This is a genomic window from Bradyrhizobium stylosanthis, assembly GCF_001641335.1.
In the GTDB taxonomy this organism is placed as follows: Bacteria; Pseudomonadota; Alphaproteobacteria; order Rhizobiales; family Xanthobacteraceae; genus Bradyrhizobium; species Bradyrhizobium stylosanthis.
The window spans coordinates 1,353,509-1,377,587 of record NZ_LVEM01000001.1 but is presented as its reverse complement, the minus strand read 5'-3'; the positions used below and the strand labels follow the sequence as shown (position 1 = coordinate 1,377,587).

Below are 24,079 nucleotides of genomic sequence, written 5' to 3'. Positions count from 1 at the left end.
TCTTATGCTTTCACCTTGGAGAACAGGCGAAAGAAGTTTTCGCTTGTCTGGCGCGAGATCTCGTCGAACGACGCGCCGCGCGTCTCGGCGAGCACTTTGGCCACCTCGACCACATAGGCCGGCTCGTTGCGCTTGCCGCGGAACTTGCCCGGCGCAAGGTAGGGCGAGTCTGTTTCAACCAGAATACGATCGGACGGCAGTTCGGCCGCAAGCGCGCGCAAGGCTTCCGATTTCTTGAAGGTCAGGATGCCCGTAAATCCGATATAGAGCCCGAGCGACACCGCCTTGAGCGCCAGTTCGCGACCGCCGGTGTAACAATGCAGCACGGCGTTAAACGATCCCTTGGCCGCCTCCTCTTCCAGGATACGGGCACAGTCCTCGTCGGCCTCGCGGGTGTGGATCACGAGCGGCAGGCCGGTGGCGCGCGCGGCGGCGATGTGGGCGCGGAACCCCCTCGCCTGCGCCTCAGGCGAGCCGTCGTCGTAGAAATAGTCGAGCCCGGCTTCGCCGAGCGCAACCACCTTGGGGTGCTGCGTCAGCGCGATCAGCTCGTCAGGTGTGATGCCGTCCTCCTCATCCGCATTGTGCGGATGAGTGCCGACCGAGCAATAGACGTCGTCGAAGCGCTCGGCGATGGCGAGAAGCTGATCGAGCTTCTTCACCCGCGTCGAGATCGTGACCATGCGCGCGAGACCGGCCGCGCGGGCGCGCGACACGATCCCGTCGAGATCCTCCGCAAAGTCAGGAAAATCCAGATGGCAGTGACTGTCGACCAGCATCGATACGCCCGCCTCAGGCCGCCGGCTCGATGTAGCGCGGGAACGCCGGCGTCGGCGCCGGCAGCGTCGAGCCTGGCGCGATGCGCTTGTCGCCACCAAGCATCGCGAAAGTGCGCTCGCCTGCCGGGATCCCGAGGCTATTGAGCAGCAGACCCGAGGCAGTCGGCATCGCCGGCTGGGCCAGGATCGCGATCTGGCGCACGACTTCGGCGGTGACGTAGAGCACCGTCTTCTGCCTGGCAGGATCGGTCTTGGCGAGCGCCCACGGCGCTTCGCCCGCGAAATAGCGGTTGGCCTCCGCGACCACGGCCCACACGGCATTGAGCCAGTGATGGATCTGCTGGGTCGCCATGGCCTCGCGGCTCGCGGCGATCATGCCGTCGGCCATCGCCAGGATCGCCTTGTCGTTGTCGCTGAACTCGCCCGGCTCCGGCAGCACGCCACTGAGCTGCTTTGCGATCATCGACAGCGAACGCTGCGCGAGATTGCCGAGATCGTTGGCGAGATCGGCATTGATGCGCGCGACGATGGCCTCGTGGTTGTAGTTGCCGTCCTGTCCAAACGGCACCTCGCGCAGGAAGAAATAGCGCATCTGGTCGACGCCATACTGGTCGGCGAGGTTGAACGGATCGACGACGTTGCCGACCGACTTCGACATCTTCTCGCCCCTGTTGAACAGGAAGCCATGCGCATAGACGCGCTTCTGCACGGGTATGCCGGCCGACATCAGGAATGCGGGCCAGTACACCGCGTGGAAGCGGATGATGTCCTTGCCGATGATGTGCACGTCGGCCGGCCAGTAGCGCCAGTTCTTGTCGCTTTCGTCGGGGAAGCCGACGCCGGTGATATAGTTGGTCAGCGCGTCGACCCAGACATACATCACGTGCTCTTCGTCGCCGGGCACCTTGACGCCCCAGTCGAACGTGGTGCGCGAGATCGAGAGATCGCGCAGGCCGCCCCTGACGAAGCTCACCACCTCGTTGCGGCGCGAGTCCGGGCCGATGAAATCAGGGTTGTCCGTGTACAGCTTGAGCAGCTTGTCCTGATAGGCGGACAGGCGGAAGAAATAGCTCTTCTCCTCGACCCAATCGACCGGCGTGCCCTGCGGCCCGAGGCGCACGCCGTCGTCGTTCAGGCGTGTCTCGTCCTCGGCGTAATACGCCTCGTCGCGAACCGAGTACCAGCCGGCATAGGTGTCGGCGTAGATGTCCCCGTTTGCTTCCATGCGCCGCCAGATCTCCTGGCTGGAGCGATGGTGCTGCTCTTCGGTAGTGCGGATGAAGCGGTCGAACGACACGTTCAGACGCTCGTCCATCTCCTTGAAGCGGCCGGCGTTGCGGGCGGCGAGTGCGGAGACGGGCATGTTTTCAGCGGCGGCCGTCTGAACCATCTTCTGACCGTGCTCGTCGGTGCCGGTCAGGAAGAACACGTCCTTGCCGTCGAGCCGCGCGAAGCGCGCCAGCACGTCGGTCGCGATCGCCTCATAGGCGTGACCGATATGCGGAACGCCGTTGGGATAGGCAATCGCAGTCGTGATGTAGAAGACGTTGTCGCGCGCGGGCGCTGCAATCGGTGCGGCGGCTTGCGGAGCTGCGACGGGCTTCGGCGCAGGCGGCGCCACGGGTTTTGCGATCTCGGGCTTTGATATCTCGGGTTTCAAGATCTTGGGCTTCGACACCTTGGGCTTCACGACCTTCGGAGGCGAAGCAACAGGAGCCGGCGCAACGGCAACGGCAGGCGCACTCACCCTCGCCTTCTTGGCCACTTGCTTCGCCGGAGCCTTGCTCGTAGCCGGACTCTTGGCTGGCTTTTTGGCCGCCTTCTTCACCGTCTTCTTGGCGACGGCCTGCTTTTTTGCAGCTTTCTTGCCGGCCTTCTTTACCGTCTTCGCGACACTCTTCTTCGCGCCCTTCTTGGCGGCCGCCTTTTTGGTCTTCTTGACCTTCTTGACGGCCTTGCCGGCGCGCGCCTTCACAGCCTTTTTCGTGGCTTTCTTTGCAGCTTTCTTGCTGCCCTTGGCTTTGACGGTTTTCTTAGCTCGCGTTGCCACGACGAATTCCTTTTACCGGCTTCTCGAAATTTGGAAACGAACCTGAGTTAGGTCATTGTTTTGCGCATGATCGTCTCGGAAAACCGCTGCGCACTTTTCCGGATCATGCTTCTAGCGCGTTGCGTCCGCCAGCCAGCCGAACACCGAGAAAACCAAGGGCTTTCGCTCCAGATTGTAGGTTTCGGTGTCGCGCGCGGCGCGGACGATCTTTTCCCATACCTCGCCAAGGCGCGCAAGGCGCGGCAGGTTCTGGTTGGCGTTGGCCTCGTCCGCGTCCAGGCGATCGGCGATCCAGCGATCGATGCCGTCGATGAAGGCCGCAAGCGCGACGCGGTCGTTGGTGGGAAGCGAATCGCCGAGCGTGTGCAGCTCGCGCGGATCGACCTCCGGCAGTCGCGCGAGCATCGCCGCCGTGCGTTGCTGGAGCTTCAGCGCATCGCCGCCGAGCAGCGTCAGGGCCCGCGCAACGCTGCCCTCGGAGGCCTCGGCCGCCTCGCGCAGCGCCAGATCGGTCGGCGCAACGTCAGTAGCCGCGGCGGCTGCGCCGATCACGTCATCGGTTGAAAGCGAGCGCAGGCGCAGCTTGCGGCAACGCGACTGGATCGTGGCGAGCACGCGTGCGGGGGCATGGCTCACCAGCAGGAACAGCGATTGCTGCGGCGGTTCCTCGAGGATCTTCAGCAGCGCGTTCGCCGCATTGGGATTGAGCTCGTCGACGGTGTCGACGATGCAGACACGCCAGCCTTCCGCAGCGGCAGTCGAGCCGAAGAAGCCTATCGTCTCGCGCGTCTCGTCGACCGTGATCACCGTGCGCATCACCCCGCGGTCGTTGGCGGTGCGCTCCAGCGTCAGCAGGCCGCCATGCGAGCCGGCGGCGACCTGCCGCGCAATGGCGTCGTCGGGATCGATCGCGAGGCTGTCGGCGCTCTGCACGGCCGGCGCAAGCGGCTGGCCGTGCGCCAGCACGAAGCGTGCCATGCGATAGGCCAGCGTCGCCTTGCCGATACCCTGCGGCCCGCCGATCAGCCAGGCGTGTGGAATCCGGCCGCTGCGATAGGCCGTCAGCAGCGCCGTCTCAGCCTCGCGATGACCAAACAGGAGGCTCGTCTCGCGCGGATGGGGAATGGCGCTCTCACGCTCGACCTGACGCGGGCTCATGCGGAGATCACCGAGGCGGTCGTGGGAAGCAGACGCTCGCGCAGCGCCGTCCAGACGCGGTCGGCGACCGTATCGGGATCGAAATTGGCATCGATCAGCACGCAGCGCGCGGGCTCTTCCGCCGCGATCTTGCGATAGGCCTCGCGCAGGCCCTGATGGAAGCTGAGCTGCTCACCCTCGAACCGGTCGGGCGTGCCGGTTCCGCGGCGAACGGCCGCGCGCTGCAGGCCAATCTCGACCGGCAGGTCGAGGATGATGGTGAGGTCCGGCTTGAGATCGCCGATCGTGACCCGCTGCATCGCGTTGATCAGCCCGACGGGGACGCGCCCGAGGCTGCCCTGATAGGCCCGCGTGGAGTCGGCAAAACGGTCGCACAGCACCCAGGCGCCCTGGTTGAGCGCGGGCTGGATCACGGTGCGGACATGGTCGTCGCGCGCTGCGGCAAACAGCAGCGTCTCCGCCTCGGGACCGAGCAGCTTGCCCATCCCCGACAGCACCAGATGGCGCATGATCTCGGCGCCCGGCGAGCCGCCCGGCTCGCGCGTGACGAGGATGCGCATCCTCGCCGCCTTGAGGCGGTCGGCGAGCTTCTTGATCTGGGTGGACTTGCCGGTCCCCTCGCCGCCCTCAAAGGTGATGAAACGTCCGCGTCCGGACGGTCGCTTTGCCGCGTTGTCACTCATGGTCAGAGCTTCTCGGCGCCCGCGCGGAACATGCCGATCACGAGCTCGCTGGCACCATCGATCGCGCGGCGCATCGTCGAGCCCGTCCCGATCGCCTCGGCCGCATAGACCGGCGTCTCCACCGCGATGTTGCCGCTGCGCCAGACCTTGACCACGCCGACCTGCTGGCCGGCCTCGACCGGCGCCCGCACCGGGCCCTTATAGACCACGCGGGCGATCAGCTTGTCGCTGCCGTTCTTGTGCACCATCACCTTCACGGGCGTCTTGGCGACCAGCTTGACCGAGCGGCTCTCGCCGCCAAACACCTTTGCGTAGCCGACCGGCTGATCCGCGGCGATCAGTGTCCGGGTCTCGAAGTTGCGAAAGCCCCATTCCAGCATCTTCTTGGCTTCGGTGGCGCGATCCTCGGGATCTTCCAGCCCGTTGACGACGACGATCAGCCGCGTGCCATTCTGCACCGCCGAGCCGACCATGCCGTAGCCGCCTTCCTTGGTGTAGCCGGTCTTGAGGCCGTCAGCGCCCTCCATCGAATTGAGCAGCGGATTGCGGTTGGGCTGGCGGATCTTGTTCCAGGTGTACTCCTTCTCGCCGAACAGTTTGTAGAACTCCGGAAAGTCCAGGATGATGTGCCGGGCGAGGATGCCGAGCTCGCGCACCGTCATCTTGTTGCCGGGGTCGGGCAGACCGTTGGAATTGCCGAAGGTCGACTTCGGCATGCCGAGCTCGCGGGCCCGCTTGGTCATGAAGTCGGCGGCGAAGATCCGCTCGTTGCCCGCCATGGCTTCGGCCAGCGCGATGCAGGCGTCATTGCCGCTCTGGATGATCGCACCATGCAGGAGGTCGTCGACCGAGACCTTGCTGTTGATGGCGGCGAACATGGTCGAGCCGCCCGAGGGCGCGCCGCCCTTGCGCCAGGCGTTCTCGCTGATCCGGTACTCGTCGGTGAGTTTGATGTCGCCCTTCTTGATGGCGTTGAAGACCACCTCGGCCGTCATCAGCTTCATCATGCTGGAGGGCGCGCGCAACTCGTCGGCGTTCTTCTCGAACAGGACGCTGCCGCTGGAGGCCTCGATCAGGATCGCGGTCGGCGCATCGCCGTCGAAGCCGACCTCTTCCGCCTTCTTGGCGCCCTGGACACTCTGGTTGGCCGCATAGAGCGCCCCGCCCCAGCCGATGCCCGCCACCAGGACCGCAGCGATCAGCCCGCGCGCCAGCATGCCGGCGGTGGACCCGGTGCGACGGAGCGGAAAAAGACGAAATGCCATGGCCAAGCCCTGAGAGCGGCGTTCTAACAGTTGGAACCGGGCCGAACAATACGAGGTTGGCGCCGGCCTCCGAGTTTGCATGATTCTCGCGGCGCCCCTATCGTGACGCCTCATCTTTAGCGACCAAACCCCTGAAAAAAGGCGGAAAAGCGATGTCGTCCACCCGTGTGATCAAGGCAAACGGGATCGAGCTGTTCATCCGCGAAGCCGGCCAGGGTCCCCTCGTCGTGCTCTGCCATGGCTGGCCGGAACTGTCCTATTCCTGGCGCCACCAGATCCCGGCCTTGGCAGAGGCCGGGTTTCACGTCGTCGCCCCCGACATGCGCGGCTACGGCGCGAGCGCGGCGCCGGCGGATGTGACTGCCTACTCCATCTTCGACACCGTCGGCGACGTCGTCGGCCTTGTGCAGGCACTGGGCGAGACCAGGGCGATGGTGGTCGGCCATGACTGGGGTGCGCCGGTGGCCTGGCATGCAGCGCTGTTCCGGCCCGACATCTTTAGCGCGGTGGCGGGCTTGAGTGTGCCGCCGCCGTTCCGCGGCCGCGGCAAGCCGCTCGACCTGCTGCGCCAGGGCGGGGTCACCAATTTCTACTGGCAGTATTTCCAGGCGCCCGGCGTCGCCGAGGCCGAGCTCGAGCGCGACGTCGCCCGCACCATGCGCATCGTGCTCGGCGGGCGCGGCCTCGCCGACCCCAGCGCCGCCATGTTCGTGCAGGAAGGCAAGGGCTTTCTCGGCCACGCAACCACCGAGGAGCCGCTGCCCGCCTGGCTCAGCGAGACCGACCTCGCCTATTTCACCGAGACCTTCCGCAAATCGGGCTTCCGCGGCGGGCTGAACTGGTATCGCAACCTCGACCGCAACTGGGAGCTCACGGCGCCCTGGCAGGATGCGCAGATCCATCAGCCCTCCCTCTTCATTGCCGGCTCGAAGGACGCCGTCATCACCGGGCTGATCGGGGCCAAGCGCGTCAACGAGCTCGAGCGCGTGCTGCCCAATCTGACGCGGAAGCTCATCATCGAAGGCGCCGGTCATTGGGTGCAGCAGGAGCGGCCGGAGGAGGTGAATGCCGCGCTGGTGAAATTCCTGCGCGAGGCTTCGGCACGCTAGGGCGCAAGGTCCTTCCGCATCGCGACGTGCGCGGCGCCCAGCGCCCCGGTCTCGGCAAATCCCTGTCGCTGATAAAACCGGCGCGCGCCCTGGTTGGCCGCGAGCACCGCGAGCGTCAGCGCCGAGACGCCGTGCTGCCGCGCGCCCGCTCCCAGCGCCTCGACGATCTTCGTGCCGGCACCCAGACCGCAATCGGCCGGCAGCAGCGCGATGTCGATGATGTGCCAGCGTTCGCGCGCACAATGAAGCAGCAGCCGGCCGATCGCGGTTCCGTCTCGCGTGACGATCAGCGAAATCGCCTCCGGAAACTGCGTGGCATAGGCTGTCGTCTGGCTGCGGAATTGTTGCGCGACGATCTGCCTGACGATCGGTCCCGACAAGCCCGTCGCGGTGAATTGCGCCGTCCTGACCTGCTCGAAAAGATGGCGGATGAACGAGGCGTCGATCGGGCTCACCGATCGCAGCCGTAGAGCCGGATCATCAGGGACGATATCTAGCGACATGCCGTCCATCATGCCGTCACGCCGCGCCCGCGCGTTCAGCCGAAGGACGGAAAGATTCCTGCATAGGCGATGCACCAGATAATGGCCAGCGTCGGCTGCATGTTGTCGTGGGCCTGCCCTTGCCCGGTCAGCGTGACGGCATTGGGGGCCAAAGTGAGATTGCCGGGCGGCGCGATGAAGCCGTTGAATTGCGGATCGAGTGCGACCATGTTCTGCGCCGTCCCGGGAGCCGGCGCGGCATTCTGTGCGTTGCCGGCCCCGAGCTGCAGGGCGTGCGTGTGAATAGCCATCTCGCTTGAAATCAGGTTGACCGTCGGACTGCCGACGACCTCGCCGATGATGCGATCCTCTAACCCCTGCCCCTGGCCCTGGCTGATCACGACCGAACCGTTCAGATTGGGCAAAGCAAAATTGGTCGTGCCGTTGCCGCCATAGTTGGTCCCGATCAGTGAAAATAACGGGGTGTATTGCTGAATTGGTACGATCTGGCCGAGGCATGGGAGCCAGGCATTGTTGAAGCCGCCGGTCGCAAAGGGAAACGTGAAGGCCTGGATCTCCCCGACATACGGACTGGACATGGTGTCTCCTCGAGACTGAATACGGATCGATGCGCTGCTAACCGGGCGAAGGGAAGATGCCGTCGCTGCAGATGCAGTAGTTGGCAACGACGGTGGGCATCATGTTGTTGTGCCCGACGCTGTTGCCGGCCGGCATCACGCAGGCGGCCATGGTTGCGTAGGGCTCCGCGTTCGCGACCGGCGCATAGAAATTGCCGACGGACGCAGTGGCGAGATGCACGCTCTGTCCGGGCACGGACGTCTCGCCCGTCGCGGTCGAGGACATCAGCGCATGACTATGGGTCGGCATTTCGGCCTCGACCAGCGTGTGGTTTTCCTCACCCGCGGCCTGGCCCAGCACATAGACCGGAAAACCCGTGCCCTGCCCTTGTCCGATCGCGACGCGCCCGCGAAGGTCGGGAAGATTGAAAGTGTTGACGCCATCACCGCCGTAGGTGGTGCCGATCACCGTGTAGAGCGCCTGATACGTCGAAATCGACATCGCCTGACCATTGCAGGCGAACCAACCGGTCGGCACTCGCGGAAAACCAAACAACCTGATCTCGCCGATAAACGGATCCGCCATTGCACTTGATCCCCTGCCTGGGCGCTCCCGATCCGGTCGGGCAATGCGCCGATCTTCGAAATCGATATCAACGGCTGCGAAAATGTCGCGGCCCGCCGCCTAGTTTCGCGACGGATAAATTCCCTGCATCGCGATCAGGTAGCTGATGACGAGATAGGGCTGCATGTTGTTGTGAGGCTGCCCCTGGCCTTCGTTCACCAGATTGGTGGCGGTTGCCAAAGGCGTATCGGCGCTCCCGGCCGGGCCGAATATCTTCTTCGGATTATCGGACGGCAGCGTGTTCGTGCCGAAGATGTTGCCGGCAACCTGAGCACCACGGCCGCTGCCCTGTGTCGCAATCGCCTGGATCAGGTGATTGTGGCTCGGCAATTGAGACACCGTGAGGTTGATCGACATCGATCCGCTGACCATACCGACGGGATATTGGCCGCTGCCGCCGGACGAGCCGATGATGGCACGGCCGCGAAGATCCGGAAGCGCAAACGTCGTCACGCCGTTGCCGCCGTAATAGGTTCCGAGCAGCGAGAACAGCGCTTGATTGGTCTGGATCGCCACCAGCGCGCCGTTGCAGGGTGCCCAGCCTCTGGGAACGATGCCGCTGGCAAAAGGCATGATCTGGCCGAGAACTGGCTGGTACGGCATGACCCCTCCCCGAAAAAGAACAGGCGCCCCATCGTCTCGTGATGCGACGACGACGGTCTATTAAATTATAAAATGCACGACAAACGATCTACTCGCCAAGATTGTTCAACAGACCGTCCCGACAGTCAAGCGCCAGCGCAACCATAAATGCGCTCTCAGACGAATAACTTACTTGTGCTCGATCACGCTTTTGTTGCCGTGGCGCAACGGCTCGCTGAAAAGTTGCGCTGGAAGCGCGGTGTTCGGGCTCACACGCTTGCGTTGTGCACCGCATCTCAGCCAAATGCACGCAACGATATCAGTGAAAAATTACACAATCAGGGATTTCAGGGCGGAGCTCTGCGAAAGAGTGCCGCGAAGGGGGGCCGGTGAGTCACGCAATTGCGGTGGCCGTGCCAGGAACAAGCGGGGAATTGGCGGTCTACGTGCGCGACGGCGGAGCCGTGTCGCGGCACGCCTTGCGGCCCCTCTGGCGCGCGGTTCAACGCATCTGCATCGCGGTCGTCCTGATGCTCGGCGCGATGGCCGCAGCGAACGCGGCGTGCAATTTCTCGTCCGCGTCGCCCACTGGCGGCACGATCACTTTCACCGGGACCGGTGCCGGCAACGCGGTCGGGCTCTGCGTGAGCAACGATACGGTCAGGTGGGGTCTCTACGGCTCCTCGAACGGCACCAATCCAAACATCGATGCGTTCCAGCACTATCCGATGACTGCCGGCGGAACGACCCTCACGAACCTGAACTACACGACGGCAAATGCCACTTACACCCTGGTGCCCGTCAACAACGGGGTCAACAACCAGCACACCGACGAATACGACATCCAGATCAACACGATTTCCGGAAGCGGCACCGATACGATCACCCTCTGGTACACCAGCAGCTGCTCGCAGAGTGCGCCTTGCAACTCCGGTGTTCATCTCACCGACACTTCGTTCACGATCACGGTCAATCTGCCCAACCCGCCGACCGTGACCTCGATATCGCCGACATCAGGTCCAACAACCGGCGGCACGACCGTGATCATCACGGGCACCAATCTGAGCGGCGCCAGCGCCGTGAAATTCGGCGCCAACAATGCAACCGGCGTCACCGTCAATTCCAGTACGCAGATCACGGCGACCTCCCCGGCCGGCACCGCCGGCATTGTCGATGTCACGGTGACGACGTCGGTCGCAACATCGGCGACTTCGGCCGCGGACCAGTTCACCTATGTCGCCGCGCCGACTGTCACGTCGATCTCGCCGACCTCAGGTCCGGCGACGGGCGGCACGTCGGTGGTCATCACCGGCACCAACTTCTCGGGCGCGACGGCTGTGACCTTTGGCGGCGTAGCTGCGACGGGCTTCAATGTCGATTCCGGGACCCAGATCACGGCGACCGCACCGGCAGGCTCGGGCACCGTCGACGTCAGGGTGACGACGATCGGAGGCACGTCAGCAGTTTCGGCGGCAGACCAGTTTACCTATATCGCCGCTCCCACCGTCACCTCGATCTCGCCAACCTCGGGGCCCACGGCCGGCGGCACGTCGGTGACGATCACCGGCACCAATTTCACCGGCGCCACGGCCGTCAGCTTCGGCGGGACAACGGCAGGTGGATTCTCGGTCGTCAACGCGACGACGATCACCGTGACCTCTCCCGCGGGCACTGGCGCGGTCGACGTCAGGGTCACCACTCCAGGCGGCACGTCGGCGACTTCCGCGGCGGACCAGTTCACCTATTTCGCGGTACCTTCCGTCACGTCGATCTCGCCGACTGCAGGTCCGCAGACCGGCGGCACAAGTGTCGTCATCACCGGCACAAACCTGTCGGGTGCGACCGCGGTGACATTCGGCGGCACGGCGGCGACCGGATTCGCCGTCAATACGTCGACCCAGATCACCGCGACCGCGCCGGCCGGCACCGGTATCGTCGACATCACCGTCACGACGCCCGGCGGGACGTCGGCAATCTCGGCTGCGGACCAATTCTCCTATGTCGCAGCCCCCACCGTGACGTCGATTTCCCCGACCGCAGGTCCGGGTACAGGCGGCACCACGGTGACGATCACCGGCACCAACTTCTCGGGCACGACGGCTGTGACCTTTGGCGGCGTAGCTGCAACGGGCTTCAATGTCGATTCCGCTACCCAGATCACGGCGACATCACCGTCCGGCGCCAGCACTGTCGACATCAGGGTGACAACAGCCGGGGGCACCTCGGCGACGTCTGCTGCTGACCAGTTCACCTATGTAGCGACGCCGACGGTCACCTCGATCTCGCCGACTCTCGGCCCGCAGGCCGGTGGCACGTCAGTGGTCATCACCGGCACCAATTTCACCGGAGCAACCGCAGTGACCTTCGGCGCGGTGGCTGCGACAGGCTTCATCGTCAATTCCGCCACCCAGATCACCGTGCCCTCGCCGCCCGGGACCGGCGTCGTAGACGTCAGGGTGACGACCACGGGCGGTACATCGGCCGCCTCGGCGGCGGACCAGTTCACCTATTTCGGCGTGCCGACGGTGACGTCGATTTCACCGAACGGTGGTCCACTGGCCGGCGGCACGTCGGTGACGATCACCGGCACCAATTTCACCGGCGCCACGGCCGTCAACTTTGGAGGGACAACGGCAGGTGGCTTCTCGGTCGTCAACGCGACGACGATCACCGTAACCTCTCCCGCAGGGACCGGCACCGTCGATGTCAAAGTCACGACGCCGGGCGGAACGTCGGCCACCTCTGCCGCGGATCAGTTCACCTACGCCGCAACGCCGACAGTGACGTCGGTGTCGCCGAATGCAGGCCCGACCACGGGCGGCACGTCGGTCACCATCACCGGCACCGCGTTCTCAGGCGCGACCGCCGTGAAGTTCGGCACCGTCACGGCCACCGGCTTCACCGTCAATTCGGCGACCTCGATCACGGCGACCTCGCCGCCCGGCGCCGGCGCCGGCACTGTCGATGTCACCGTGACGACGCCCGGAGGGACCTCCCCGACGTCAGCATCAGATCAGTTCAGCTACTCGCCGGCGCCCGCCGTCACCTCGATCTCACCGACATCCGGCCCGGCAGTCGGCGGCACGTCCATCACGATCACCGGGTCCGGCTTTACCGGCGCCACCGCTGTGAAGTTCGGCGCCAATACGGCGAGCTTCACGGTGAACTCGGCGACGTCGATCACGGCGACCTCACCGGCCGGCTCCGGCACGGTCGACGTCACGGTGACCACGGTCGGCGGCACATCGCCCACCTCGGCCGCAGACCGGTTCACCTATCTGTCCTCGACGACGACGACCGAGGTGACGTCGTCGCAGAATCCGAGCAGCTACGGCCAGTCCGTCACCTTCACGGCCAAGGTGCAAAGCCCGGGCGGAACGCCGACCGGAACGGTCACTTTCAACGACGGCGGAACGCCGATCGGAACGTCGGCACTGGCGGCGGGCACTGCGACTTTCGCGACAACCGCGCTCGCCGTCGGCAATCACACGATCACCGCGACCTACGGCGGATCGCCGGCGTTCGACCGCTCGACCTCGTCTGCCCTGACCCAGTCGGTGGATATTCCCGCCGATAGCGCCAGGCTGCGCGCGCTCCAGCTCAACGTCACCAAGGTCGTCGCACAAAGCTCGGGACAGGCGATCTCCGGCGCCATCGACACCGCCATCTCCGAAGGCTTCAGCAATGGCGGACAATACATCACGCCGGGCGGCGGCGGGATGCGGGTCAACTTCGCCGCAGCGCCCGATGGCGACGACGAGCCTCCGGCCGGCCGTTCCATCGATCAGCAGGGCTCCAATGCCTATGCCGGCGACGGACGCTCCGGCAGGGCCGGCCGTGCCGGCGGGGCTTCGCGGATCGACGATGCCTTCGCCGCGATCGACCGCGCGGCGCCGACCAAGGCACCGCGTGCGCGGTTCAAGGAGCAGAAGGACTGGCTGTTCTGGATCGACGTGCGCGGCACCGGCATCGACCGCTGGGGCTCGTCCGGCAATATCGGTCAGGGCGCAACGCAGGCCACGCTCTATGGCCAGCAGATCAATTTGCTGTCGGGCCTGACCTACCGTGCCAGGCCAGACCTGCTGGTCGGCGTCGTCGGCGGCTACGAGAATTTCAGCTACACCCAGACCGACATCAGCGGAAAGCTCAAGGGCGACGGCTGGACCGTCGGCGCCTATGTCGGCTGGAAGATCATCCCGACGCTGCGCTACGACGCGGCGGTGACCTATTCCGGTATCGGCTATGACGGCACCGCCGGCACCGCCCAGGGCAATTTCAACGGCAATCGCTGGATGTTCGCGACCGGTTTCACCGGCAGCTACAGCTGGGCCAATTTCAACATCGAGCCGTCGGCCAAGGTCTACGCGCTGTGGGAACGTGAAAACGCCTATGTCGATTCGCTCGGCACCTCGCAGGCCGCCCGCACCTTCTCCAGCGGCCGCGCCTCGGCAGGCAACAGAGTGTCCTATCCCGTACCGTGGCTCGATAGCGTGCTGCTGCTGCCCTATGCCGGCGTCTACGCCGATTACTACTTCACCCAGGACGACGCGGCCGCGATCGTTGCTGCGGGAGGCATTCCGCTGGCATCGACGCCGCTGCTGCAAGGCTGGTCGGCGCGCGTCACCGGCGGCATCGGTGCAAGGCTGGCGGGCGGGGCCACCGTCGGCTTCGGCGCCGAACTCGGCGGCATCGGCGGCAACACGCAGATCTGGACGTTTGCGGGACGCGCGCGCATCCCGTTCTGATCACCGGATCTCAGCGACGGGCTTCGTCGCTGATTGACTTGCGAGGCTCAGTAGAGGCCGCGTCCGCTCAGGATGCTGCGGGCCTCGGCGGCGCCGTCCGAAGTGTAGGCGGCGGACGGAGCGCTCTCGGTCGCGTAGCGCCCCTCGTCGTCATAGGACACCTGCCTGGCGTTCTGGAGAGCCCGGCCCCGGCTGCGGCTCGAGGCCGACATCTCCGAGGTCGCATTGAGCGAGGCCATGTCGGCGGACGTATTGCCGAGATTGTAGGGCCGCCCTTCCGGCATCGGAACCTCGCCGCGGATGGCGCCACGATTCGATGACGGCAGCTCCGGCACGAAGGGCCTGGCCGAGGCGACCCGGACCATCGAGGGCGACGGCGCCGGGATCCCGGTGCGGAGCGTCGCCATCAGCTGACGGTCGTCGGATCCTTCGAGCGGCGCCCGGCCGACATATTCGACGCGCACCTTGGCGACGCCATTGCCTTTGAATTCAAGGAGTTCGGCGGCTTTGTTCGAGACGTCGATGAGCCGGTTGCCGTGATAAGGCCCGCGATCGTTGACGCGGACGATCAGCGACTTGCCGTTCGAGACGTTGGTGACCCGCGCATAGGACGGCATCGGGAGGGTCGGATGCGCCGCGGTCAGCGAACCCATGTCGAACACTTCACCGTTGGCGGTCAGGCGGCCGTGGAAATCATCGCCGTACCAGGAGGCCATGCCCTCGGCGCGGTAGTTGACGTCCTCTTCCGGCACGTAGGTCTTGCCCGCCACCACATAGGGCTTGCCGACGCGGTAGGTGCCGCCGCCCTTCGGGACCGGCTCGCCAAAGGCGACGACCCGGGGGCTCGACGACACGCCGTATTTCGGATCGACCCGGCTGGCGAATTTGTTCGAGGAGGCGCAATTGGCGAGCGCGAGGCAGCTTGCGACCACCGCGACACCGCGCGCGGCCCGCAAAACCGAATCTGACCGTCGGATCCCCATGTGCCCCAAATACCACTTCGCCGGAGGCGTACCTAACCCGCTTTAGCTACGGGGAGCGCCGTCCGGTCATCCAATCCGAGGCGGCCCACCACCGCGTCAGATGCAGTAAGGATAACGCAACCCGAACACGGCGGAAATGGGGAGCCCACAGCCATCGCGCCGGGATGGTAAACGCCGCGTTCGTTTTCCCCCGTCGATCTACGGCGTGAAGGCGCCTGCTTTGTGCCACTCCTGGACATTCTGTTGCGCCAAATCCTCACTCCACCCCCATTGTCGCGCCGCTCACTGGAATTCTTTTGACTGTGCAAGGCCGCCCGCGTTCTCTCGGATGCAAGGGCGGGATTTGGAATTTAACGATGATCGAGACGGTTTCGGCACTGATGGGTCTGGTAAGCGCGGGGATCTTCCTGGCCCATGCGTTTGAAGGTTACCGCACGAGGGCCTGAGGGTATTCGCGCGGGCGGCAAGCATCACCTCTTTCAAGACGGCACGTTCGGACAGTTTTAATCAATCCGACCGAGCATCGAAGACGAGAGCGGCAGGTGTCCCAATAGGTGTCCCATGCGCAGCAACCATGACCTCGTATCCGATGGCTTCCTGGCATTGACCGCGAGCGGTCTGGTGCTGTTGTGCTCGAGCCTCATGGCATTGGCCTTCGCCTGAGCACGACCACGAGTTTCCTCATTTCTAACGACAACTACACCGCGATGCAGCATGCCATCCGTTTTGGATTGCCCTGCTCTCCTTTAGTTGATTGAATTTCTGCATTCGACGCCTCGACCCATTTCAAGAGGCCCTCACCAACGAAGGTGACGCAAATGCTTGCCGAGAAATTTTTCCTGGTTCTGGAATCCCTGATCCGCGGCGATCGCACCTATCCCGACGGAAGCCCCCGCATCATCAGCACCTCCCCGCACGTGCCGGTGAAGCTCCCGGGCCAGAAATAACCGGAGTCCCGGAGCGCCGGTCACGCACTCAGCGCAGTCCGAGCAGCGACCGGCGATACAAGCTCTCACGGGCTTCGCTGCGGCAGACGAAGCTACCGTCGAAGCCCTGGCCATAACGCTTCTGGCCTTTCGCGTAGTAGATGCCCTTCCTGAAATCCAGCCAGACCACCTGATCATGCGGACAATGCCGCTGCGCCTGCGCTTCGTAGCGAAACGGCGTCAGCGGCGTAGCCAATGCCTCGCCGATGCCGGCACCAAGCATCACCACCGCAACCAGCGCCAAACCGCCGGGCCTTCTGCCGAAGCAACTCTGCAACCTCTCGCCTCCCCATCCGGGCCCGTCACGCGACGGCCGCATCCCACGCTAGCACGAAACTGCACGATCCCCGGACAACCGCCAAGAGAGGCGGCCATCCGAACCAGCCAGGCGCGCCTCGCGTCTTCCACCGGCCATCTTGCCGGGGTACATGAGAGCGAGATCGTCTCCGCTCGCAAGGATGCTGCCTGAATGTCGGTTGAGCCTGAGCCAAGGACCGGATCCCGTTCGCCCTCGCCGCGCCTCGGCGTGCTGCCGATGATCATCTTCGGCTCGCGATGGCTGCAATTGCCGCTCTATCTCGGACTGATCGTGGCGCAATGCGTCTACATCGTGCTGTTTCTCAAGGAGCTCTGGCACCTCTCCTGGCACGCGATCGATCTCACCGAGCAGCAGATCATGATGAGCGTGCTTGCGCTGATCGACGTCGTGATGATCTCGAACCTGCTCGTGATGGTCATCGTCGGCGGCTACGAGACCTTCGTCTCGCGGCTCGACCTCCAGGGCCATCCGGACGAGCCGGAATGGCTCGGCCACGTCAATGCGAGCGTCCTGAAGATCAAGCTCGCCATGGCCATCATCGGCATCTCCTCGATCGCGCTGCTGCGCACCTTCATCGAGGCCGGCAATCTCGGCTCGAACCGCGCCGGCTTCACCGAGACCGGCGTGATGTGGCAGGTGCTGATCCACATCACCTTCATCGTCTCCGCGCTCGGAATTGCCTATGTCGACAAGCTCAGCGACTCCGGAATGCGCAGACACGCCGAGTGAGGCGTTCGATTTGCGATCTCGATCCGGAGTCCGCATGCCCGCTGACAACATCTCCTTCAGACCGGCGTGCCCCGAAGACGCGGAAACTGTGTTTGACATCACCAAGGCCTCGATCGCGGGTCTTTCGCGGGGATGCTATTCACCGGCCCAGATCGAGAACTGGATGGGCGAACGGACGCCCCTGTTCTACGAAGAACTCATCGTCAGGGGGCGAATGACTGTCTGCCTTCGCAACGACGTCGTCATCGGCTTCGTCGATGCCGAGCCCGGCGAAGTCACCCGATTATTCGTACTGCCTGGGGCGGCCGGCTTCGGCGTCGGAAAACGGCTGCTCGACATCGGCGTGGCCCAGGCGCGGCTCGGCCATAGCGGGCCGATCCGCCTTGAAGCCACCATCAACGCCGAACCCTTCTACCGACGTTACGGTTTCAGACGCACAGGTCGAGGACAGTTCTCTCACGGTCTCGGTGGCGAGCCCATCGAGATCATACATATGGAGCTGTGAGCACCACGCTGCGGCGCTCACTCCTTTGCTTCCAACTGCTGCAACGCCGCGTGCAGACATTCTTGGAGCTTGGCCGCGACCTGCTCGCGCGCGACGCCCTTGCCGGCGAGATCGCCAGACACCTTGTCCAGGACTTCATCCATCGTCTGATTCGCGACATTGTCGGTCACCAGCATCGTCGCATAACTGGCCGCTTCATCCCCGGTGAGACCCAGCTGGCCGGCCGCCCACAGCCCGAGCAGCTTGTTGGACCGGGCCGCGGCCTTGAACATGAGCTCCTCGTCGTGGGCGAATTTGGCCTCGAAGCCCTGCTCGCGCTTGTCGAACGTGGTCATGGTCAGCTCCATTGCGTTTCGCGGATGGGATGGACTGGCTGGGAGCGAACGTCTCCGTATTTCGTGTCAGTTGAGGATCATTTGAAGCTTCGTCCCGGAAGGCAAAGTCCGTCAAGCCTGCATCTGGCCGACCGCAGCCAGCACCAGCCCCGCGCCAGCCAGACCGGCCAACATCTCGATGTTTACTGTTTGTTAAGCAGACTCAGCGCCGCATGGCTCCGGGGGACACATCAAGAGCTGACACATGAACAGAGAGCTGCGCGAGTTTCGACGACTTGAACGCCTCTGCCTGGAGCAGGCTGCCCTCTCCAACATGGACCTGACACGATCCGGGCTGCTCAAGGTCGCCGACGATTGCCGCATCGCGGCCGAAGCAATCGAGGCGCAATCGCCCCGCGGCGGCTTCGCGAGCGCGGTGCAGGCCCTCAAGCTGGCCTTGATTCCAACACGCATTCCCGGCCGACACCGGCACTAGGCACGGCATCGACCGGCAAGGTTGATCTCGGATTGGTCTCGGGGGAACGAGTGGCGGGTCAGCCCTTGGCTGCCGCGGCTTCGCGCGCGAGGCGCTCGGCCTTCAACCGTTCCTTGTTGGCGTAAAACGCCTTCTGCGCCTCTTCATGATCGCGCATGGCCTTTTCGGCCTCGACGCGGCGTGCCGCATCGCGCGCCTGGCGCTGTTCGGGGGTCAAGGGTTTGCGTCGAAAAGAAAGGTCTTCAGTCATGCCGAGACAACGCAGATGACCTAAAAGGGTTCCATCGATCGACGCGAAACCGCGGTAGAAGCCGGATAAAACCCCACAATATCAGTTAATTAGCGCCATGCGCGATGGCCTGGTCAGGCATATTGATGTCGGCGTGCTGACGCCGATCCGACTGTTATTCTGATCGATGATCGCGGTGCGGCTTGCTTGCGGCATGCCGCAATGCCGGTTCGCCGGCTAGTTCGCGTTGCCTTGGGCGGTCGGCTGGGCTAAGCGACAGCCTCTCCGTCAGGAAGGGTGGCCGAGTGGTTTAAGGCACCGGTCTTGAAAACCGGCGTGCCTGCAAGGGCACCGTGGGTTCGAATCCCACCCCTTCCGCCATCTGCTAGTCGAAAGACGTTCTGGTCCGCCCAACGTTCCGGGTGCGAACCGGCAGCCTATTGGGGATCAAAGGGCACCGCGGACAAAGCACGGGGAATCGACAACGTGTGTGTCGCCGCCTAGGGTGCCCGAGATGGGCCGCGTTCAAAAACTTATCGATTGCTACGACTGTGGGCATTCAGTCTCTGGGAACGCCGCTGCGTGCCCGAGTTGCGGGTCGCGACACCCTTTTGGTCCTCCGGTCCTTAGTCGCAAGCGGACGCCGATCCATAACGTAGAGGCGCGCAACGACCGGAACATGTTCGCGATTGCGGGGGCACTTGGCGCGCTGGCTGCGGCATACGGCTTCGCTACAAGCTCGGGGCCATGGACGGCAGCGCTGTTCGGGATTGCGTACGGCCTTGCGGGCGTTTTGGTCGGCGTGCCGCTCGCCGGTTTGTTCAACATCACTCGCCGGCTCTGGCAATAGTAGCAAGATGGCGGCTGTTGGAGATCAGTAGGCTCCAGCGAAATCTACAGCGAAATCCGAGGTCACGACACGTCAGCGCAGCAGCAGACGGTCGCTGATTTCCCCATCCAGCACGAGGTCGTCGCGCGCACCGAGCAGCCAAAGCTCGCCGACCTCGACCTGCAGCAACGTGCGTGACCACCAGCGCTCGATCATCGACGCCAGGATTGCCGCCTCGCCGGCATCGAGGTCGTCCATCAAATTCCAAAGTCCGACGACATAGAGATCCGTTGTCGGACGGCCGAGCGCGCGCTGCACCGTATGGAGCAGGTTGGCGCCGTCGCGGAGCGCCGGGTAGACCCGCAGGTAGAGCCGTCCCCGGTTCACATTCCCCGAGAACGGCCCGCGGATTTCGGCCCTGATGGGTCCAAGCCCGGCCAGGGCCGAGCGACGGGAAGCTTCGATCGCTGGCAATTCGGAGCCGAGGCCACCGCAGATGGTTGCATGCAGGCGCTGCCGCCGCCTGCCCATTACGTGCCACGCCACCTTGCGCGCAAAGGGAGCCGCCCGCATCTCCGCATCGAGCGCCCGATAGGCCGGCGATGCTTCGAGTGCATCGGCCGAAACCGGCAACACCACCGAGTAGGCCGTTGGATGACGGCCCTTGTCGTAGGGGGTGCCATCCTTCGCTGCGATCACGCGAGGATCATGCGGAGCGACCAGCGGCAGATGCGCCAACCGGTAGGCATCGTCAAGCATCATGCCCTGCCCCGGTGCGAAATGCGTCCGGCTGCGTTCATAAGCGAGCGCGTCGTCACTGCAGAATGTGTCCACCATGCTTCCTCTCGGGGATGCCCGACCATGACAATGGCGATCGGACGCATCCAGCTTTTGGCACGGCCCCCCATTGATCGAAAGCGCGTCCCGCGCGACGCGGAACGATCAGACGACACTTCCTGATCCGGCGATTTGTCAGGCGCGCGTCAGCCTGGTGCTTTAGCCTGTCGTCCTCAACAACCCGCGATACCGGCGACATCTCCCAGGGCGTCGCTGGTGACGAGGCCCGGTTGGGTTCACCTCCAATCCGGGCCTCGTTTGCGGATGCGCAAAAGAAAACGGCGCTCCGCGGGAGCGCCGTTCGAAAACGTTGATTGCTGCGTCGGCGTCAGTAGCCGCAGGACGCGCAGCCCATCTGCACCGGCGCGTAATAGGAATAGCCCGGCGAGACCATCTCGACGCGCTGACGCGTGGCGTATTGCGGCGGGATGCGCTCGTACTGGACGCCCGGCGGAGCCACCATCACGGTCTGCGGCACCATCACGGTGCGATACTGCGCCGGCGTACGATGCGCGACGACGGAGCCCGGCGACACCATCACGGTCTCGTCCACGGTGCGGTATTGCGGCGCGACGTATTGCTGCTGATAGCAGGTCTGGCACGGCGGCGGCGTGTAGCAATTGTAGCAGCCGGCGGAAGCAGCGCCCGTCATGGAAATCGCAGCGACGGCCGTGGAGAAAACAACAGCAAGAGTACGAGACATTATGCGGTGCCCCAGTTGCCCGAAATGGATTTGCGAAGGTCGCCGCAGTATACGCCGCAAAATCCGAACCTGCTGAAGTTCATGGGGACGTCCTTAATGCAAACGGCCGGCTTTCGCCGGCCGTTCAGAACTTGTTGACCATGCGCGCGTGGTGTGCGCGGTGCAGCGCTCAGTTCGAGCGACGCTTCACCTCGCGCACCGCGCCGCGCGCGGCGCTGGTGGTGAGCGCGGCGTAAGCCTGCAACGCGGTCGAGACGTTGCGCTTGCGGCCGATCGCCTGCCAGGCGGTGTCGCCCTTCGCCTCCTCCGCGGCGCGACGCTTGGCGAGTTCCTCGTCGGAGACCTCCAGCGTGATGCTGCGGTTCGGGATGTCGATGGCGATGATGTCGCCGGTGCGCACGAGGCCGATGTTGCCGCCTTCGGCCGCTTCCGGCGAGAGATGGCCGATCGACAAGCCCGACGAGCCGCCGGAGAAGCGACCGTCGGTGACGAGCGCGCAGGCCTTACCCAAGCCCATCGATTTCAGATAGCTGGTCGGATACAGCATCTCCTGCATGCCGGGGCCGCCGCGCGGGCCTTCATAGATGATGACCACGACCTCACCGGCGACGACCTTACCGCCGAGGATGCCTTCAACCGCCGCGTCCTGGCTCTCGAACACGCGCGCCGGGCCGGAGAATTTCAGGATCGAGGCGTCGACGCCGGCGGTCTTCACGATGCAGCCGTCCTGCGCGAGGTTGCCGTAGAGCACGGCGAGACCGCCGTCCTTGCTGAAGGCGTGCTCGAGGTCGCGCACGACGCCCTTCTCGCGGTCGGCATCGAGCTCGTCGTAGCGGCGCTCCTGGCTAAAGGCGACTTGCGTCGGGATACCGCCGGGCGAGGCGCGATAGAAGGTGCGCACCGCCTCGCTCTTGGAGCGCTTGATGTCCCAGCGCTCCAGCGCCTCGTTCATCGTCGGCGCGTGCACGGTCGAGCACGACGTGTCGATCAGACCGGCGCGGTCGAGCTCGCCGAGAATGCCCAGGATGCCGCCGGCGCGATGCACGTCCTCGACGTGCACGTCGGCGACCGACGGTGCGACCTTGCAGAGCACGGGCACGCGGCGCGACAGCCGGTCGATGTCCTGCATGGTGAAGGCAACCTGCCCTTCATGGGCGGCGGCGAGCAGATGCAGCACGGTGTTGGTCGAGCCGCCCATGGCGATGTCGAGCGTCATCGCATTCTCGAACGCCTTGAAGTTCGCGATGTTGCGCGGCAGCACCGACGCGTCGTCCTGCTCGTAGTAGCGGCGGACGAGATCCACGATGGTGTGGCCGGCCTCCACGAACAGGCGCTTGCGGTCGGCATGGGTGGCGACCACGGTGCCGTTGCCGGGCAGCGCGAGGCCAAGCGCCTCGGTCAGGCAGTTCATGGAATTGGCGGTGAACATGCCCGAGCAGGAGCCGCAGGTCGGGCACGCCGAGCGCTCGATCACCTTGACGTCCTCGTCGCTGACCTTGGAGTCGGCCGCAGCCACCATGGCGTCGATGAGATCGACGGCCTTGGTCTTGCCCTGCAGCTTGACCTTGCCGGCCTCCATCGGGCCACCCGAGACGAACACGGCGGGGATGTTGAGCCGCAGCGCGGCCATCAGCATGCCGGGCGTGATCTTGTCGCAGTTGGAGATGCAGACGAGGCCGTCGGCGCAATGCGCATTGGCCATGTACTCGACGCTGTCGGCAATCAGCTCGCGCGACGGCAGGCTGTAGAGCATGCCGTCATGGCCCATGGCGATGCCGTCATCGACCGCAATGGTGTTGAATTCCTTGGCGACGCCGCCGGCCTGCTCGATCTCGCGCGCGACGAGCTGGCCGAGGTCCTTGAGGTGGACGTGGCCGGGCACGAACTGGGTGAAGGAGTTGACGACCGCGATGATCGGCTTGCCGAAATCGCCGTCCTTCATGCCCGTCGCGCGCCAGAGGCCGCGCGCGCCCGCCATGTTGCGGCCGTGGGTGGTGGTGCGGGAGCGATAGGCTGGCATGGCGGTTTCCGTCCTCGGGTTTGGGTGGCCGGGCGGGAAAATATGGAGCCGCCTCAGGCCTTTCCGGCCGGATAGCGCACGGACCGGGCGCGCGCAACGGGAACTTGGGCATGGCAGGCCTTCCCTGCTCCCGGCGCGGGCTATTGCAGGGGTCGCGGCAGCGTCGGACAGACGCTACCGCTAGCGCTTTGGCTTGGGCAGCACAATTCTGCCTTGGGAGGCAATGCCCCCCCATTTGGCGGACCAGCCGATTTCCGAAGCCGAGGATGGTTCAATGCTTGTCTGACCTCGGGCGCCCTGCAATGCAAACAGGGCGCCCTGGGGATCGACACATCGTGCGATCCAGCAGCCGTCAGGCAATTCGATCGGCCCCTGGAGGATCCGGCCTCCGCCGGCAATCACATGTTTGCTGGCAGCGCCGATGTCGGCGACATTGAAGTAATGCAGCCAGCTCGGCTGCGCGACGCTCGGAAGTTTCGTGAGCATGCCGCCGACCGTCTGCCCACCCGCCGAGAACAATTGATACCAGTCCGCTGGATCGCTTTGTGCGTCGGCCTGCTGCCAATCGAATAGTTCTCTGTAGAAATCGAAGATCACGGTCCGGTCGGCGGCCAGTAACTCATGCCAGCCTACGCGCCCCGGCTCGTCCAGCCGGCCCGGCTTCCGCCGGCCATATGTCGGTTCTTTGATCAGCCCGAACGTCGCCTCTTGCGGATCGGCAACGACTGCTATGCGGCCGATATTGGTGTCGGTCGGCGGTACAAGGATCGTGCCTCCAAGACGCCCGATCCGCGCGGCGGTGGCGTCCAGGTCGTCGACGGCGACGTATCCCATCCACCGCGGCGTCGCCCCCAGTCTCCGCCCCTCTTCCGGAATATCCATAAGCCCGCCGAGCGGAGCGCCGCCGCTCCTAAGCACCGTATAAGGCAGTTCCGGGGTCGACTCGTCCTTCAGGCCCCAGCCGACGGCCTTGCTGTAAAATGCGCCTGCCGCCGCGACATCCGTGGTCAGGAGTTCATACCAAGCGAAGCGCCCTGATCGATCTGCCACGCCGCTCTCTCCATTCGAGATTC

Annotated in this window: 24 protein-coding genes and 1 tRNA gene; 8 read left to right on the top strand and 17 right to left on the bottom strand. The window is 64.7% G+C overall.

Annotation, left to right across the window (positions count from 1 at the left end):
• Window positions 1-2 precede the first annotated feature (2 nt).
• From A7X65_RS06780 to A7X65_RS06760, 5 genes are all read right to left on the bottom strand, one after another.
• Window positions 3-779 carry a TatD family hydrolase gene (locus A7X65_RS06780; RefSeq protein WP_063683495.1) on the bottom strand — a complete coding sequence of 259 codons (777 nt, stop codon included), beginning with the start codon at window positions 777-779 and terminating at the stop codon, window positions 3-5.
• 13 nt (window positions 780-792) lie between these two features.
• Window positions 793-2,829, bottom strand: coding sequence for a methionine--tRNA ligase (gene metG / locus A7X65_RS06775; RefSeq protein WP_082884845.1), 2,037 nt, complete (start codon window positions 2,827-2,829; stop codon window positions 793-795).
• Window positions 2,830-2,940: 111 nt separating this feature from the next.
• Window positions 2,941-3,987 (bottom strand): DNA polymerase III subunit delta', encoded by a 1,047-nt coding sequence (locus tag A7X65_RS06770; protein ID WP_063683494.1) that lies wholly within the window; start codon window positions 3,985-3,987, stop codon window positions 2,941-2,943.
• Window positions 3,984-4,670: a dTMP kinase gene (tmk, locus tag A7X65_RS06765; RefSeq protein WP_063683493.1), complete on the bottom strand. Its 687-nt coding sequence runs from the start codon at window positions 4,668-4,670 to the stop codon at window positions 3,984-3,986. Before tmk ends, A7X65_RS06770 begins: the two co-directional genes overlap by 4 nt.
• Before the next feature lie 2 nt (window positions 4,671-4,672).
• Window positions 4,673-5,935, bottom strand: a complete 1,263-nt coding sequence (locus tag A7X65_RS06760; protein ID WP_082884844.1) for a D-alanyl-D-alanine carboxypeptidase family protein — start codon at window positions 5,933-5,935, stop codon at window positions 4,673-4,675.
• Window positions 5,936-6,087: 152 nt separating this feature from the next.
• On the opposite strand from A7X65_RS06760, the gene A7X65_RS06755 reads away from it, so the two are divergent.
• Window positions 6,088-7,044, top strand: a complete 957-nt coding sequence (locus tag A7X65_RS06755; protein WP_063683492.1) for an alpha/beta fold hydrolase — start codon at window positions 6,088-6,090, stop codon at window positions 7,042-7,044.
• On the opposite strand, the gene A7X65_RS06750 is transcribed toward A7X65_RS06755, so the two are convergent.
• From A7X65_RS06750 to A7X65_RS06735, 4 genes are all read right to left on the bottom strand, one after another.
• A complete protein-coding gene (locus A7X65_RS06750) occupies window positions 7,041-7,547 on the bottom strand; it encodes a GNAT family N-acetyltransferase (RefSeq protein ID WP_245323330.1) in 507 nt (168 codons plus the stop codon). The two genes, A7X65_RS06755 and A7X65_RS06750, sit on opposite strands and share 4 nt — an antisense overlap.
• A gap of 35 nt (window positions 7,548-7,582) precedes the next feature.
• A complete protein-coding gene (locus A7X65_RS06745) occupies window positions 7,583-8,125 on the bottom strand; it encodes a phage tail protein (RefSeq protein ID WP_063683490.1) in 543 nt (180 codons plus the stop codon).
• 37 nt (window positions 8,126-8,162) lie between these two features.
• The gene (locus A7X65_RS06740; protein ID WP_063683489.1) at window positions 8,163-8,690 is read right to left on the bottom strand and encodes a phage tail protein; all 528 of its coding nucleotides are present in this window, start codon (window positions 8,688-8,690) and stop codon (window positions 8,163-8,165) included.
• Between the two features lie 99 nt (window positions 8,691-8,789).
• Window positions 8,790-9,332, bottom strand: coding sequence for a phage tail protein (locus A7X65_RS06735; RefSeq protein ID WP_063683488.1), 543 nt, complete (start codon window positions 9,330-9,332; stop codon window positions 8,790-8,792).
• A gap of 413 nt (window positions 9,333-9,745) precedes the next feature.
• On the opposite strand from A7X65_RS06735, the gene A7X65_RS06730 reads away from it, so the two are divergent.
• The gene (locus A7X65_RS06730) at window positions 9,746-14,056 is read left to right on the top strand and encodes an IPT/TIG domain-containing protein (protein ID WP_245323328.1); all 4,311 of its coding nucleotides are present in this window, start codon (window positions 9,746-9,748) and stop codon (window positions 14,054-14,056) included.
• Between the two features lie 47 nt (window positions 14,057-14,103).
• On the opposite strand, the gene A7X65_RS06725 is transcribed toward A7X65_RS06730, so the two are convergent.
• Window positions 14,104-15,039 carry a septal ring lytic transglycosylase RlpA family protein gene (locus A7X65_RS06725; RefSeq protein ID WP_082884843.1) on the bottom strand — a complete coding sequence of 312 codons (936 nt, stop codon included), beginning with the start codon at window positions 15,037-15,039 and terminating at the stop codon, window positions 14,104-14,106.
• 818 nt (window positions 15,040-15,857) lie between these two features.
• Here A7X65_RS06725 and A7X65_RS43520 point away from each other — a divergent pair.
• Window positions 15,858-15,986: a hypothetical protein gene (locus tag A7X65_RS43520; RefSeq protein ID WP_283806131.1), complete on the top strand. Its 129-nt coding sequence runs from the start codon at window positions 15,858-15,860 to the stop codon at window positions 15,984-15,986.
• A gap of 28 nt (window positions 15,987-16,014) precedes the next feature.
• Here the strand turns inward: A7X65_RS43520 and A7X65_RS06720 are convergent, their stop codons facing one another.
• Window positions 16,015-16,248, bottom strand: coding sequence for a hypothetical protein (locus tag A7X65_RS06720; protein ID WP_245323414.1), 234 nt, complete (start codon window positions 16,246-16,248; stop codon window positions 16,015-16,017).
• A 246-nt stretch (window positions 16,249-16,494) separates the two neighbouring features.
• Here A7X65_RS06720 and A7X65_RS06715 point away from each other — a divergent pair, with 246 nt between their 5' ends.
• Together A7X65_RS06715 and A7X65_RS06710 are read left to right on the top strand one after the other, a co-directional pair.
• A complete protein-coding gene (locus A7X65_RS06715; protein WP_063683486.1) occupies window positions 16,495-17,073 on the top strand; it encodes a TIGR00645 family protein in 579 nt (192 codons plus the stop codon).
• 34 nt (window positions 17,074-17,107) lie between these two features.
• A complete protein-coding gene (locus A7X65_RS06710) occupies window positions 17,108-17,578 on the top strand; it encodes a GNAT family N-acetyltransferase (protein ID WP_063683485.1) in 471 nt (156 codons plus the stop codon).
• 17 nt (window positions 17,579-17,595) lie between these two features.
• Here the strand turns inward: A7X65_RS06710 and A7X65_RS06705 are convergent, their stop codons facing one another.
• Window positions 17,596-17,913: a DUF1476 domain-containing protein gene (locus tag A7X65_RS06705; protein WP_063684834.1), complete on the bottom strand. Its 318-nt coding sequence runs from the start codon at window positions 17,911-17,913 to the stop codon at window positions 17,596-17,598.
• A 244-nt stretch (window positions 17,914-18,157) separates the two neighbouring features.
• Between A7X65_RS06705 and A7X65_RS06700 the strand changes: the two genes are divergently transcribed.
• Entirely contained in the window at window positions 18,158-18,388 is a 231-nt protein-coding gene (locus A7X65_RS06700) for a hypothetical protein (protein WP_063683484.1), read from the top strand.
• Between the two features lie 58 nt (window positions 18,389-18,446).
• On the opposite strand, the gene A7X65_RS06695 is transcribed toward A7X65_RS06700, so the two are convergent.
• Window positions 18,447-18,638: a hypothetical protein gene (locus tag A7X65_RS06695; RefSeq protein ID WP_063683483.1), complete on the bottom strand. Its 192-nt coding sequence runs from the start codon at window positions 18,636-18,638 to the stop codon at window positions 18,447-18,449.
• 270 nt (window positions 18,639-18,908) lie between these two features.
• Here A7X65_RS06695 and A7X65_RS06690 point away from each other — a divergent pair.
• Together A7X65_RS06690 and A7X65_RS41540 are read left to right on the top strand one after the other, a co-directional pair.
• Window positions 18,909-18,998 (top strand) — tRNA-Ser (locus tag A7X65_RS06690).
• A gap of 298 nt (window positions 18,999-19,296) precedes the next feature.
• Entirely contained in the window at window positions 19,297-19,467 is a 171-nt protein-coding gene (locus A7X65_RS41540; protein WP_156527675.1) for a hypothetical protein, read from the top strand.
• A gap of 72 nt (window positions 19,468-19,539) precedes the next feature.
• Here A7X65_RS41540 and A7X65_RS06685 read toward each other — a convergent pair whose 3' ends face one another.
• The 4 genes from A7X65_RS06685 to A7X65_RS06670 all read right to left on the bottom strand — a co-directional run bounded on the left by A7X65_RS06685 (window position 19,540) and on the right by A7X65_RS06670 (window position 24,056).
• Window positions 19,540-20,283: a hypothetical protein gene (locus A7X65_RS06685; protein WP_063683482.1), complete on the bottom strand. Its 744-nt coding sequence runs from the start codon at window positions 20,281-20,283 to the stop codon at window positions 19,540-19,542.
• A gap of 328 nt (window positions 20,284-20,611) precedes the next feature.
• The gene (locus A7X65_RS06680; protein WP_027559170.1) at window positions 20,612-20,935 is read right to left on the bottom strand and encodes a hypothetical protein; all 324 of its coding nucleotides are present in this window, start codon (window positions 20,933-20,935) and stop codon (window positions 20,612-20,614) included.
• Between the two features lie 220 nt (window positions 20,936-21,155).
• The gene (gene ilvD, locus A7X65_RS06675) at window positions 21,156-23,006 is read right to left on the bottom strand and encodes a dihydroxy-acid dehydratase (RefSeq protein WP_063683481.1); all 1,851 of its coding nucleotides are present in this window, start codon (window positions 23,004-23,006) and stop codon (window positions 21,156-21,158) included.
• A gap of 180 nt (window positions 23,007-23,186) precedes the next feature.
• Entirely contained in the window at window positions 23,187-24,056 is an 870-nt protein-coding gene (locus A7X65_RS06670) for a VOC family protein (RefSeq protein WP_245323325.1), read from the bottom strand.
• Window positions 24,057-24,079: the final 23 nt, after the last annotated feature.